This window comes from Polaromonas sp. P5_D5, assembly GCF_054049435.1.
In genome coordinates this window covers 980,952-994,730 of the sequence record NZ_JBFUMJ010000002.1, presented here as the reverse complement: position 1 = coordinate 994,730, position 13,779 = coordinate 980,952, and the positions used below count along the sequence as shown (strand labels likewise).

The window sequence follows — 13,779 nt, the reverse complement described above, 5'->3', positions numbered from 1 at the left end:
ATTGCAATGTTTTCCACCAAATTATCGGTTGTTCCCAATGCAATGCCGCTTTTTGCAGCCGTTTGCGCTTTATCTTTTGTGATTGCCGGATGCTCGAGCACCCCTGCGCCCGACAAGACGGCCACATGGAGCCCCAACAAGATTTACGCCGAAGCAAAGGATGAGGCCAGCGGCGGGGCCTATGACAAGGCGATCCCGTTGTACGAAAAACTGGAAGGCCGTGCTGCAGGTACCCCCCTCGCCCAGCAAGCGCAGCTTGAGAAAGCTTATGCCCAGTACAAGGGAGGAGAACAAGCCCAGGCCATCGCGACATTGGACCGGTTTATGAGACTGCATCCGGCCAGCCCGGCCCTGGACTATGCGCTGTACCTCAAAGGCCTGGTGAACTTCAATGACAATCTCGGCATTTTCGGGTTTATCTCCCGTCAGGACTTGTCCGAAAGGGACCAAAAAGCAGCCAAGGAATCCTTTGAGTCATTCAGGGACCTTGTGACTCGCTTTCCAGAGTCAAAATACTCGCCGGATGCCCGTCTGCGGATGAGCTATATCGTGAACTCGCTGGCCCAATCCGAAGTGCATGTCGCGCGGTACTATTACTCAAGGGGTGCCTACGTGGCGGCAATCAACCGTGCGCAGAGTGCAATCGCCGACTACCGCGATGTACCCGCATTGGAAGAGGCTACCTTCATTCTTTATAAGTCCTACGAAGCGCTGGGTATGGTTGAATTGCGTGACGATACCCGCCGTATCCTCGAAAAGAGCTACCCGCAAAGCGAATACTTAAGCAAGGGATTCAAGTCGGGAGACAATCCTTGGTACAAGTTCTGGTAAGAGCTTCCAGCCGGTCGAACAGCTCCTCCTCGGATGCCAACCGCCGCATCGGCGGAAGAGCTCTCAGCAAACGCCGCCCATAACCCATGGTTGCCAGGCGGCTGTCGCACACCACCAACACCCCCTGGTCACTTTCTCGGCGTATCAGACGCCCGGCACCCTGCTTGAGAGCCACCGCCGCCTCGGGCAGAAAATAGTCGTTAAAAGCACTGCGTCCTTGTGATTCGAGGAGCTTTGAGCGCGCCTCTGCCAGCGGGTCGTTCGGAGGAGGAAAAGGCAGCTTGTCAATGACAACCAGTTGAAGCGCGTCGCCAGGCACGTCAATGCCCTCCCAAAATGACGCCGAAGCCACCAGCACGCAGCCTTTGCCGCCTTTGGCATTGCCTTCTCGGAAGCGTTCAATCAGCACACGCTTGGGCATGGCCCCCTGAACCAGCACCTCCATGTCCGGCGAATTCAGAAAAACCTCTCTGAGTGCATCACCAATGGTGCGCAAAGCCCGCAGTGTGGTCGTCAAAACCATAGTGCGCCCCCCGAGACGTCTCGACCATCTGGCTGCAGCTTCGGCGACTTTCATGGTGTGCGCGGGGTCTCCCGGTTTGGGGAACACCCCAGGCACATATAACGCCGCCTGCCTCTCGTAATCAAAAGGACTTCCTACCCGCAAGACCTCGGCATCCTCCAGCCCGCAAGGCTTGGTAAACCAGCTGAGCTTGTCGTCATCTCCCAGTGTGGCAGAAGTGAATATCCATGACTTTGCCGAGCCGGCGGAAGCGCCCAGCACTTTGCTTTTCACCGCCTTCGAAATATCCAGCGGCGATTCGACCAGCCGGAGCTGGGTTCCCACGTCAGCCCAGCGCACGCAGCCCGCCTCGCATGCCTGAACGAAGCGCTGGGCGCGTTCCGACAGCTCCTCGGCACGCTCATGGAGGCGAACGAAATCAGGCGCGATTTCACTGACCGTATCCAGGGCGGCAGAAGCCTGCTCGCAAGACGTGTGAATGACTTGCAACGCACTGGTCCACTCAGCCGCATTCAACCCCTCCGGAGACTCACCCACCCATCGCAGTTTGGTGCCTGGGTACTGTTTCCCGGCACACAGACGCAGCTCGCGCGCAGCGTGCTCGACGGTCGACACCACCTCCTGCCAGTCCACCAGCCCGCGGGCCAGCTGCAGGCCAGTTGCCAGCATGTCCCTTGCAAAATCAAGAAGCTGGCCCGTGGTCAGGTTTGTTCCCAGAAATTGCACACCGGTCTCGTTGAGCTGGTGCGCTTCATCGAAGATGGCGATGCGCACGGAAGGCAGCAACTCAGCGACGCCGGATTCGCGCACCGCCAGATCGGCAAAGAACAGGTGGTGGTTGATCACCACCACGTCGGCAGCCATGGCCTCCCTGCGGGCCAGGTTCACATGACAGGCCCGAAAACGCGGACAGGTGGCGCCCAGGCAGTTTTCACGCGTGGAGGTCACCAGAGGAATCATCGGCGAACGTTCGTCCAGCCCCGGGAGTTCGGCCAGGTCGCCGGTGCGCGTGAGCTTGGACCATTCTTCAATTTTGGCCAGGGCGCGCACGGAAACGCCGTCGGGCAAATAAGCCTCCTGACGCGCCATTTCCATGCGGTGCAGACACAGGTAGCTGGCCCGCCCCTTGAGAAGCGCCGTGCTGACCGGAAGACCCAGCGCCTCCACCAGGCGCGGCAAATCACGACCGAAAAGCTGGTCTTGCAAGGCCTTGGTCGCCGTCGACAACAACACACGCTCGCCGCTCAGCAAAGCGGGGACCAGGTAGGAAAAAGTTTTACCGACGCCGGTGCTGGCCTCGACCACCAAGGGGTATGCACCCTCAATGGCACGCGCCACGGCCAGGGCCATTTCGGTCTGGCCGCTGCGAGGCACAAAATGCTCAGCGGCACGCGACAGGACGCCTCCCGGCGCGAAGGCCTCTTCGACTTCAATCGCAAGGGTCATCAAGCAGGCTCTGGGGGATCCAGCGACAGCTCAAGCTGTGCAATCTGGTCACGAAGCTGCAAACGCCGCTTTTTGAGGCGCCTGAGCAACAACTCGTCAATGGGAAAGGCGTGCGCGGTCAGGTCCACCAGCGCATTGAGATCGGCGTGCTCCATTTTGAGTTCGATCAGCTGGCGTTCCGGGGAATGTAGATTTAAGTCCAAGGTTTTTATCCGTACACGCTGCTTCGCTTGATAATACGTCGATTGCGACCATAAATCGAGCTCGCGCTTGAACGACCACACAATGTCCAAAGGTTATCGAATCACAGCGTCCACCGGTATCCATAAAGGCGATCGGGACTACCAGCAGGATCAGGTCAACCTGTTCAGTCACTCACGCATTCCCGGCTGCATGCTGGGTATCGTGGCGGACGGTATGGGAGGCCGTAGCGGGGGGCGCAAAGCCTCCGATCAGGTCATGTTGACGGCCAAGCAGCTTTTTGAACGTTATGCCCCGGAAACGGACGATGCGCCTGCGATGCTCAAGCAGGTCATTGAAGAGGCCCATATCGTCATCAAATTGACTGCGATCTCGGCTGAGCAGGAACCGCACAGCACGCTGGCGGCATTTCTGATCAACCCGGGTGGGGACTGTCACTGGGTACATACCGGAGACTCCAGGATCTACCATTACCAGGGCAGCAAGCTGGTACACAGGACGGTGGACCATTCGTATGTGCAGACTCTGGTGGACAAAGGCGAGATTACTGAGGAAGAAGCCAATGTTCATCCGCAGTCAAACATCCTGATGGGTTGCCTGGGTACGGAAGATGCGCCACCTATTACCCACCATTTCATCCCGCAACTCCGGCCTGAAGACGTCCTGCTGGCTTGCAGCGATGGGGTCTGGCACTATTTCAGCACCAGTGAAATGGGCTCAGCCCTGTCCATGCTGTCACCCCGTGAAGCCACTGAATTCCTGATTCAGAAAGCACGTTCCCGCGCGCGAGGCGGCGGTGACAATCTCTCGCTGGTGATTGTCAAACTCGAGCCTTTGGCCGCTGAGCCACCGGCCCGCTTAGTCGGGTAAGGGTAAGGACTTCGCTGGCGGCTTGGTCTGCTTCAGACGATCTCTTTCATGCTGGGCTTTGCGCTCCAGCGCCTCCTTTTGGCGGTCGTTGAATTTTTTAGCCTCTTCCGCTGCAACAGCCTGCTTTTCGCTTCTGGACTGGGATTTTTCCTGACCGCTTTTTAATCTGGCAGCGTTCGCGTCACTACTACCTTGCTCACCTGCCTTGGCCGCCGCACGGTCTTCGGTTTTCTTTTTTTCCCGCTCAAGACGAGACTGGGAGTCTTCCAGAGCCTTCGCCCGACGATCCGCGGCTTCCTGCTGTTTCTCCGGTGACGATTTTTCTTCCGTTTTACGGATCTGCTCCGCACCCTTGATGCGGCGTTCCTCGTCATTGAGCGACAGCTCTTGCCGGCGAAGGTCTGCCATGGCTTCGCGCCGCCGGTCATTGACTTTTCCCAGGCAGCTGTTGACGGCAAACCGGTCGTAGCAGGCTGCATCCTCAGCCAAAAATCCTGCTTCCAGCCTGTTGCGTTCGGCGCTGATTCTCGTCCGCTCGGCATCAATGCTTCGCATCTGGTCAGCGGGTGCAGCCGTCTCGACCGTGGACTGCGCATTCGCGAGCACGCTTAAAGCGATGAGAAAACAGGCGGTAACCAGATGCTTCATGTGAGTGTTGTATCCACGTTTCTGCGTTCAAGCGCCAGGAATTCCTTTGACTGCATTTCGTTGAGCCGGGAAACCGTACGGGGGAATTCGTGTACCAGCGGCCCCTCGGTGTACAACGCCTCAGGAGCGACTTCTGCCGACATGATCAACTTGACCCGGCGGTCATACAGCACATCCACCAGCCAGGTAAACCGCCGTGCCTCCGACGCCATACGCACCGGCATATGCGGTACATCGCTTAGCAGCACGGTATGAAACTGCGTGGCTATTTCCAGGTAATCGTTTTGCGAACGCGGACCACCGCACAGCGTCTTGAAGTCAAACCAGACGACCCCCCCCGCCTTGCGCCTGGCCTGGATTTGCCTGGACTCAATCTGCAATACCGGGTTCTCATCCTGAGACTCTGCCAGCGCATTAAAAGTTTCAGTCATTTCAGCATCGGCCTGAAGGCCTAGCGGGGTGTGATAGAGCTTCGCCTGGGCTAACGTGCGCCCGCGGTAGTCCGTCCCGTTGTCAACACTGATGACCTCCAGCTTGGCCTTCAGGAGTTCAATGGCCGGGAGAACACGGTCGCGATGCATGCCATTCGGATACAGCTCGTCCGGCAGAAAGTTGGAAGTTGTGACAAAGCCGACTCCATTGTCAAACAGCGCCGACAACAGACGATGAAGAATCATCGCGTCGGTGATGTCCGCCACATGAAACTCGTCAAAACAGATGAGCCGGTATCGCTTCGCAATGCGCCGGCCCAGCTCATCCAGCGGATTCGCCGTACCCTGAAGGTCCTGCAACTCCCGGTGCACCTCGCGCATGAACTCGTGAAAGTGCAGCCGTACCTTGCGCCTGAGCGGGACAGCCCCGAAAAAGCAGTCCATCAAGAAACTTTTTCCCCTGCCAACGCCTCCGTGCATGTACACGCCACGAGGGATATCAGGCCGGTTTATCAGCTTCTTGATGGCATTGGAGCGCTGCTCCTTGAACGCCGCCCACTCAGAGGCGCAACGCTCAAGCGCTTCGACTGCCCGCAACTGGGCAGGATCGCTTTGATAGCCCCGCGCCGCAAGTTCGGCGTCGTACGCCGAGCGCACCGGTTGATTCACCGACTTCTTGCCTGCGTGCTCAGAAGTTCAAGGTGCGCTTGTCGACTGCCAGCGCGGCTTCCTTGGTCGCTTCGCTCAGGGACGGATGGGCATGGCAGATGCGGGCAATGTCTTCACTGCTGGCCCGGAATTCCATGGCCACCACACATTCGGCGATCAGTTCGCTGGCCATCGGACCGACGATGTGCACGCCGAGAATTTCATCCGTCGCGGCATCGGCCAGCATCTTCACCATGCCAGTCGTGTCACCCAGCGCGCGTGCGCGGCCATTGGCCATGAACGGGAAAGTCCCTGCCTTGTATGCCCGGCCGGCAGCCTTGAGCTGCTCTTCGGTCTGGCCCACCCAGGCGATTTCAGGGTTGGTGTAGATCACCCAGGGAATCGTGTTGAAGTTGACGTGACCATGCTGCCCAGCAATGCGCTCGGCAACCGCAACGCCCTCTTCCTCGGCCTTGTGCGCCAGCATGGGGCCGCGTACCACGTCGCCGATAGCCCAGACATTGGGCAGGCTGGTTTTGCATTCCTCATCCACCACCACGGCGCCGCGCTCGTCGAGCTTCAGGCCAACGGCTTCAGGGTTCAGGCCCTGGGTGTTGGCTACCCGGCCAATGGAGATGATGAGCTTGTCCACTTCCAGGGTCTGGGCTTCGCCCTTGGCATCGGTATAGGCAACACTCACACCTTTCTTGCCGCTCTTGATCTCGCCGACCTTCACGCCGAGCGCGATTTTCAGACCCTGCTTGTCGAATGCTTTCTTTGCTTCCTTGGCGATCTGCTGATCGACTGCGCCCAGGAACGTCGGCAGGCCTTCCAGTACCGTCACGTCTGCACCCAGGCGGCGCCAGACCGAGCCCATTTCCAGGCCGATCACGCCGGAGCCGATCAGGCCCAGCTTCTTGGGCACGGCGCCGATGCGCAGTGCGCCGTCATTCGACAGGATGTTTTCCTCGTCAAATGGTGCCCCCGGGAGAGCGCGGGCGTTGGAACCCGTGGCCACGATGATGTGCTTGCCGGAGATGGTTTCCTCAGCGGCACCGGCGACCTTGACGTCATAGAGGCCGTCTTTTGCAGCGACAAAGGAGCCGCGGCCGTGAAAAAAGGTGACCTTGTTCTTCTTGAACAGGTAGACGATGCCGTCGTTGTTCTGCTTGACGACCGTGTCCTTGCGGGCAAGCATCTTCGTGACATCCAGGCCGAGGCCTTTGACCTCGATGCCATGATCGGCAAAGTGGTGGCTGGCGTGGTCGAAATGTTCGGACGATTGCAGCAGCGCCTTGGACGGAATGCAGCCCACGTTGGTGCAGGTGCCACCCAGGGCCGGGCCACCTTTGGCGTTCTTCCATTCGTCGATACAGGCGACGTTGAAACCCAGTTGGGCGGCGCGAATCGCGGCAATGTAACCGCCGGGGCCGCCACCGATGACGATGACGTCGAATTGTTTAGACATGTTTCTTTATTCCTTCTTGAGTTCAAACGCCCCCGCATGGAGGACGATTCCAAATACACCGGTGCGCGCCTGCAGGCTTTCCTGCTGGGGACCATCGCGGCCAATTTTCACGGTCGTTCCGGGCGTGGTCTTGCAGACAAACAAATGTCTGGCATCGAGGCATTCAATCCCGCCGGCGGCATGCAGCGCGGCCCAGCCAAAGCCCTCGTACTCCTCCGCGAGAAAGCGGCGCAGGAATACGGTTTCCGTAGGGGTCCGCACATCGGCAATGGTCCATCGCGCCAGGTCCGACTGGTATGTTTCAACCAGCTTCCCCGGGTCAGCATCCGGCGCCTTCGCCAATACCAGCCGGGACTCCGCCTGCGAAACACTGACCCATTGCAGCCCGTAGTAACCGCTCCAGTTGTCGCCAGCCGGCGCAGCAGCCGCAGCCAGACCCACGCTCAACGTGCAGGCCAGGCAGGCGACGAGGCGGCGCATCGACAGCCTTAGATGTCGAACAACAGGCGTGCAGGATCTTCCAGCGCTTCTTTCATCGCCACCAGGCCCAGCACAGCTTCACGACCGTCGACGATGCGGTGGTCATAGCTCATTGCCAGGTAGTTCATCGGACGGACCACGATCTGGCCGTTTTCGACCACGGCACGGTCCTTGGTCGCATGCACGCCCAGGATCGCCGACTGCGGCGGGTTGATGATGGGCGTGGACAACATGGAGCCGAAAACACCGCCATTGGAGATCGAGAAAGTACCGCCGGACATTTCTTCAATGCCCAGCTTGCCGTCGCGTGCCTTGGCACCGTATTCGGCAATCTTCTTCTCGATGTCGGCAAAGCTCATCTGGTCTGCATTGCGCAGAATGGGCACCACCAGGCCGCGCGGGGAACCGACGGCGATGCCGATGTCGAAGTAGCCGTGGTAAACGATGTCATTGCCGTCAACCGATGCGTTGAGCACGGGATACTTCTTCAACGCATGCACAGCGGCCTTGACGAAGAAGCTCATGAAGCCGATCTTCACACCGTGTTCTTTTTCAAACTTCTCCTGGAAGCGCTTGCGCATTTCCATCACCGGCGCCATGTTCACTTCATTGAACGTGGTCAGGATGGCGTTGGTGGCCTGCGATTGCAGCAGGCGCTCGGCGATACGCGCGCGCAGGCGGCTCATGGGCACGCGCTGCTCGGGACGGTCACCCAGATCGGAAGGTTTGGCGGAAGCAGCAACCTGCGGCAAGGCCGCAGTAGGCACGCCTGTGGGAATGGCAACAGCAGCGGCCGGCTTGGCACCGCCAGCAGCCGCACCGAGGACGTCGCCCTTGGTAACGCGGCCATCCTTGCCGGTTCCAGGCACCGAACCAGCGGCAAGGTTGTTGTCGGCCATCAGCTTGGCTGCAGCCGGCATGGGAACGCCAGCCATGGAGCCACCGGCTGCGGGTGCAGGCGCGGAGACAACAGCAGCGGCAGGTGCTGCAGCGGCCGCCGCCGGAGCGGCTGCAGGAGCAGCGGCACCCGCTTTGCCTTCGGTGTCGATCCGGGCAATCACCTGATCTGACACCACCGTGCCGCCGTCCGCGACGACCAGCTCGGTCAGCACGCCGGCGGAAGGCGCCGGCACTTCCAGCACCACCTTGTCGGTTTCGATCTCAATCAGGATTTCATCCACCGCGATTGCATCACCGACTTTTTTCTTCCACTGCAGCATGGTGGCCTCGGCCACGGACTCGGACAACTGGGGGACTTTGACTTCTACGATAGCCATGTTGATTCTTTCGGGTTCGTTCTTGTATTCGTGTTCTTGGTTCGGGAAGGGGCGACCTTACTTGGTCAGCACAAAGCCCTTGAGCTTGGCAAACGCGCCGTCCACCAGCGCCTTTTGCTGCTCCTGGTGCAGGTGCGAATAACCCACAGCCGGTGATGCCGAAGCAGCACGGCCGGAATAGCCCAGTTTTTGACCTTCGAACATGTTCTCGTGGATGTAGTGCTGCACAAAGAACCAGGCACCCTGATTTTGTGGCTCGTCCTGGCACCACACGATGTCGGTGGCGTTCGGGTACTTTTTCAGCTCGGCCGCAAAAGCCTTGTGCGGGAACGGATAAAGCTGCTCAACACGAATAATGGCCGTATCGTCAATGCCCTTTTCTTCACGCTTCTTGGCCAGGTCGTAATACACCTTGCCCGAGCACGCGATGATGCGCTTGACCTTGTCTGCCTTCTTGTTGATGTCATCCTTGGTCTCGGGGATGATGGTCTGGAACCCACCCTTGGTGAATTCGGACAGCGGCGAGGTGGCGTCCTTGTTACGCAGCAGCGACTTGGGCGTCATGATGACCAGCGGCTTGCGCAGGTTGCGCACCATCTGGCGGCGCAGCACGTGGAAGATCTGGCTGGCGGTCGTCGGTTGCACCACCTGCATGTTGGTATCCGCCGACAGCTGCATGAAACGCTCCAGGCGTGCCGAGCTGTGCTCCGGGCCCTGGCCTTCATAGCCGTGCGGCAGCATCAGGGTGATGCCATTGACGCGGCCCCACTTGACTTCGCCCGAGGCGATGAACTGGTCGATCACGACCTGCGCGCCGTTGGCGAAGTCGCCGAACTGGGCTTCCCAGATCACCAGCGTGTTCGGGTCGTTCGATGCATAGCCGTATTCAAACGCCAGCACCGCCTCTTCAGACAGGATGGAGTCGATGACAACGAACGGAGCCTGGTTGTCGGCCACGTTCTGCAGCGGCACATAGGTACCGGTGTCGAACTTTTCGCGATTCTGGTCGTGAATGACGGCATGGCGATGCGTGAACGTGCCGCGTCCGCAATCTTCGCCCGACAGGCGCACCGGGTAGCCACTTGCCACCAGTGAGGCAAACGCCATGTGCTCGCCCATGCCCCAGTCCACAGGGACGTCGCCGCGGCCCATGGCTGCGCGGTCGTCATACACCTTCTTGACCAGCTGATGCGGCGTCACGGTCGCGGGGATGGCCGTGATCTTGTCGGCAAGGCGCTTCCACTCGGCCATCGGGATGGCGGTGTCGCCGGCATCGGTCCACTTCTTGCCCAGGTAAGGCACCCAGTCAACCGCATACTTGCTCTTGAAGTTGGTGAGAACCGGATCAAACGTGCTCTTGCCGGCATCCAGCGCGGCGCGCGTGGCCTTGACCATGTCGTCGCCCAGGGTGTCGCCCATGCCCTGCGCCGTCAGTTTGTCGGCGTACAGGCGGCGGGTGCCGGGGTGCTGTGCAATTTTCTTGTACATCAGCGGCTGGGTCAGCGCTGGCGTGTCCTGCTCGTTGTGGCCCAGCTTGCGGAAGCAGATGATGTCGACCACGACATCCTTCTGGAACTCCATGCGGAACTCGAGGGCCAGCTGGGTAGCCAGCACCACGGCTTCCGGGTCGTCGCCATTGACGTGCAGCACCGGCGCTTCAATCATCTTGACGACGTCGGAGCAGTACAGCGTCGAGCGACTGTCGCGCGGGTCGCTGGTGGTGAAACCGATCTGGTTGTTGATCACGATGTGCACCGTGCCGCCGGTGAAATAACCGCGGGTTTCGGCCAGCGCCAGCGTTTCCATCACAACGCCCTGCCCTGCAAAAGCGGCATCACCGTGCACCAGCACCGGCAGCACCTGCAGGCCTTTGGGGTCGGCACGGCGATCCATGCGGGCGCGCACCGAGCCTTCAACCACGGGGTTGACGATTTCCAGGTGAGAGGGATTGAAAGCCAAAGTCAGGTGGACCGGGCCGCCAGGGGTGGTCACGTCGGAGCTGAAGCCCTGGTGGTACTTGACGTCGCCGCTGGGCAGGTCTTCAGGTGCGGTGTGGTCGAATTCGGCGAACAGGTCGGCGGGGACTTTGCCCAGGGAATTGACCAGCACATTCAGGCGGCCGCGGTGGGCCATGCCGATCACTATTTCCTGCACGCCCTTGATACCGCCCTGCTGGATCAGCTCGTCCATGCAGGCGATGAAGCTCTCGCCGCCTTCCAGCGAGAAGCGCTTCTGGCCGACGTACTTGGTGTGCAGGAAACGCTCCAGGCCTTCGGCTGCAGTCAACCGGTCCAGGATGTGGAGCTTCTTTTCCTTGGTGAAATTGGGTTTGCTGCGAATCGATTCGAGCTTTTGCTGCCACCAGCGCTTGTGGTTCTGGTCGGTCGCGTACATGTACTCGGCGCCAATCGTGCCGCAGTAGGTTTCGCGCAGCGCGTTCATGAGCTCGCGCAGGCTCATGGTGTCTTTGCCGAAGAACGTGTTGCTGGTGTTGAACACGGTTTCCTGGTCGGCGTCGCTGAAACCGTAGAAAGACGGCTCCAGTTCGGGAATTTTGTCGCGTTCGGCACGCTTGAGCGGGTCCAGGTCGGCCCAGCGTGCGCCGACGTTGCGGTAGGCGGCGATCAACTGCTGGACGGCCGTGCGCTTGCGGCCCATTTCGGAGTCGGCGCCGCTGGCGACCACAACTTTGGTCTGGCCCTGCTTGGCGCGCTCGGCAAAGGCGTTGACGACCGGCAGGTGTGGAACGTCCTTGGCATTGCTGCCGTCTACGGCGGGAACGTGCTGGAGTGCGTCGAAATACTCGCGCCAGTTGTCGGGCACGCTGCCAGGGTTGGCAAGGTAGTTTTCGTACATCTCTTCGACATAGGGCGCGTTGCCGCCGAAGAGATAAGTGTTGCCTTGATAGGCAGAATAGACAGACGATGCTGCCGGGTTGGAACTCATATCCGCTGACCTCCGTTTCCCTTTGGGAAACATTAGCTGGTTAAAGCTTGTTAATTAACCTTCCGCAACACGGCTGGACCGATTAGCGGATGCGACTGTGGCAGGAAGGGCCTTCAGAAACAACCCAGATTGTGCCACCGAACTGTGACAGCGGAAAGACGGTGCTCATGACCATACCTGAAAAGGCCATGGTTTCTGCGCACCCCCAACGCTCTCACATACCTCTTACATGCTCTCACATGCGTTGAAGTTACTGCTGTATTTGGGGGCTGAAAGTCAGACGGCAAGGCCCGGATTTCCGGTCACACCCACAAGCCGCGGAGTGTTGGCTTTGACAGGTTGAATGACCTTTTTGGCCTTCAGGTAGCTTTCCACCACCTCCCAGACCGGAGGGCCGGCGTTTTTGCTAGCCTCCGCCACCGGCGCCCAGCCAGCCACCTTGTAGGTCTTGCCGGCTTCGATGGGCTTGCCGCCCAGACGCATGTCCTGGATGCGTTCACCCATTTTGGCGCCGGGCTCGCAGGTGTAGGTCAAACCGCCCACACGCACCATGTCGCCGCCCTGCTGGTAATACGGGTCGGGGTTGAACAGGTTGTCGCCCACGTCCTCCAGGATGGTCTTGATCATGTCGCCGCGCATGTCCGTCAGCGTGGTCCAGGGATAAGTGATCGCGGTCTGGTCCATCACGTGCTCGCGCGTGATGGCCTGGCCGGGCAGCAGCGAAGTTCCCCAGCGGAATCCGGGCGAAAAGGCGATCTCGGCGCCACGCACATTCATCAGGGCGTCCAGGATCAGCTGGTCAAAGCTGCCGTTGAAGTTGCCGCGGCGGTACAGCGTGCCTTCCGTCACCGCCAGTTTTTCACCCAGTTTGGCGCTGTAAGGCGCCCTCACCTTGTCGATCAGCGCATTCATGGCCGCATCGGCCGGCAACAGATTGGCGAACACCGGCAGTAGCCGGTAGTTGAAACCGGCCACCTTGCCGTCCTTGACGTCGAGGTCCAGCACACCCAAAAACTTGCCGTTGCTGCCGGCGTTGGTCACGATGGTCTGCCCGCCCGGGTTTTTGACGATGACAGGCATCGGCACGCCGTCGTGGGTGTGGCCGCCCAGAATGGCGTCGATTCCCGTGACGCGCGAGGCCATCTTCAGGTCCACATCCATGCCATTGTGGCTGAGCAGCACCACGGCCTGCGCACCCTTGGCGCGTGCCTCGTTCACGGTTTCCTGCATTTCGCTTTCGCGAATTCCGAAAGTCCAGTTCGGCGTGAGCCAGCCAGGGTTGGCAATCGGCGTGTAGGGAAAAGCCTGGCCGACGATGGCGACGGGCACGCCATTCATTTCCTTGATGACGTAGGGCTTGAACACCGGGTCGCCAAAGTCGCTGGTTTTGACGTTTTGCGCAATAAAGTCGACCTTGCCGGCAAAGTCCTGCTCGACGATTTTTTTGATCCGCTCTTCGCCATAGGTGAAGTCCCAGTGGCCCGTCATCACATCCACGCCCAACAGCCTGGCTGCATCCACCATGTCCTGGCCCTGCGTCCAGAGCGCCGTAGCGCTACCCTGCCAGGTATCGCCGCCATCCAGCAGCAAGGCGCCGGGGCGGCCAGCCTTCAGCTGCTTCACCAGCGTCGCAAGGTGTGCGAAACCGCCCACCTTGCCGTACTGGCGCGCGGCCCGCTCGAAGTTCAGGAAAGTCAACGCATGCGCCTCGGGCGTACCCGACTTCAGGCTGGCAGCCTTCAGCAAATGTTCGCCCACCAGGTGCGGCGCCTGCCCGCGCATCGCACCCACGCCCAGGTTGACGGAAGGTTCTCGAAAGTAGATCGGCAGCAGCTGGGCATGGCAATCGGTCATGTGCAGCAAGTGCACATTGCCAGTACGGGGCAGTTCGTACAAGCTGGCGGCCTGGACGGCGCCGGCCTCACGCAAAGGAAAACCGGCAGCCAGCGCAGCGGCCATGACACTTGCAAACTCTCGGCGGGACAGGTTCATGGCGTTGGTCATCCTGCC

At 60.0% G+C, this 13,779-nt stretch carries 11 protein-coding genes; 2 read left to right on the top strand and 9 right to left on the bottom strand.

What is annotated here, in order from left to right:
* Positions 1-6 precede the first annotated feature (6 nt).
* Positions 7-831: an outer membrane protein assembly factor BamD gene (locus ACXJKE_RS11280; protein WP_457280664.1), complete on the top strand. Its 825-nt coding sequence runs from the start codon at positions 7-9 to the stop codon at positions 829-831.
* Here the strand turns inward: ACXJKE_RS11280 and ACXJKE_RS11275 are convergent.
* Together ACXJKE_RS11275 and ACXJKE_RS11270 are read right to left on the bottom strand one after the other, a co-directional pair.
* Positions 794-2,800, bottom strand: coding sequence for an ATP-dependent DNA helicase (locus ACXJKE_RS11275; protein WP_457280663.1), 2,007 nt, complete (start codon positions 2,798-2,800; stop codon positions 794-796). The two genes, ACXJKE_RS11280 and ACXJKE_RS11275, sit on opposite strands and share 38 nt — an antisense overlap.
* Complete coding sequence (locus ACXJKE_RS11270; RefSeq protein ID WP_457280662.1) at positions 2,800-3,003, bottom strand: DUF465 domain-containing protein; 204 nt, start codon at positions 3,001-3,003, stop codon at positions 2,800-2,802. The genes ACXJKE_RS11275 and ACXJKE_RS11270 overlap by 1 nt, the downstream gene beginning before the upstream one ends.
* 82 nt (positions 3,004-3,085) lie before the next feature.
* Between ACXJKE_RS11270 and ACXJKE_RS11265 the strand changes: the two genes are divergently transcribed.
* The gene (locus ACXJKE_RS11265; protein ID WP_457280983.1) at positions 3,086-3,871 is read left to right on the top strand and encodes a PP2C family protein-serine/threonine phosphatase; all 786 of its coding nucleotides are present in this window, start codon (positions 3,086-3,088) and stop codon (positions 3,869-3,871) included.
* Here the strand turns inward: ACXJKE_RS11265 and ACXJKE_RS11260 are convergent.
* The 7 genes from ACXJKE_RS11260 to soxB all read right to left on the bottom strand — a co-directional run bounded on the left by ACXJKE_RS11260 (position 3,860) and on the right by soxB (position 13,761).
* Positions 3,860-4,519, bottom strand: a complete 660-nt coding sequence (locus tag ACXJKE_RS11260; protein WP_457280661.1) for a hypothetical protein — start codon at positions 4,517-4,519, stop codon at positions 3,860-3,862. The genes ACXJKE_RS11265 and ACXJKE_RS11260 overlap by 12 nt on opposite strands.
* Positions 4,516-5,619 (bottom strand): cell division protein ZapE, encoded by a 1,104-nt coding sequence (gene zapE / locus ACXJKE_RS11255; RefSeq protein ID WP_457280660.1) that lies wholly within the window; start codon positions 5,617-5,619, stop codon positions 4,516-4,518. Before zapE ends, ACXJKE_RS11260 begins: the two co-directional genes overlap by 4 nt.
* 19 nt (positions 5,620-5,638) lie before the next feature.
* Positions 5,639-7,066: a dihydrolipoyl dehydrogenase gene (gene lpdA, locus ACXJKE_RS11250; RefSeq protein WP_457280659.1), complete on the bottom strand. Its 1,428-nt coding sequence runs from the start codon at positions 7,064-7,066 to the stop codon at positions 5,639-5,641.
* 6 nt (positions 7,067-7,072) lie between these two features.
* A complete protein-coding gene (locus tag ACXJKE_RS11245; protein WP_457280658.1) occupies positions 7,073-7,546 on the bottom strand; it encodes a hypothetical protein in 474 nt (157 codons plus the stop codon).
* Positions 7,547-7,554: 8 nt separating this feature from the next.
* A complete protein-coding gene (gene odhB / locus ACXJKE_RS11240) occupies positions 7,555-8,823 on the bottom strand; it encodes a 2-oxoglutarate dehydrogenase complex dihydrolipoyllysine-residue succinyltransferase (RefSeq protein ID WP_457280657.1) in 1,269 nt (422 codons plus the stop codon).
* Between the two features lie 57 nt (positions 8,824-8,880).
* Positions 8,881-11,769 (bottom strand): 2-oxoglutarate dehydrogenase E1 component, encoded by a 2,889-nt coding sequence (locus ACXJKE_RS11235; RefSeq protein ID WP_457280656.1) that lies wholly within the window; start codon positions 11,767-11,769, stop codon positions 8,881-8,883.
* Between the two features lie 276 nt (positions 11,770-12,045).
* Entirely contained in the window at positions 12,046-13,761 is a 1,716-nt protein-coding gene (gene soxB, locus ACXJKE_RS11230) for a thiosulfohydrolase SoxB (protein ID WP_457280655.1), read from the bottom strand.
* Positions 13,762-13,779: the final 18 nt, after the last annotated feature.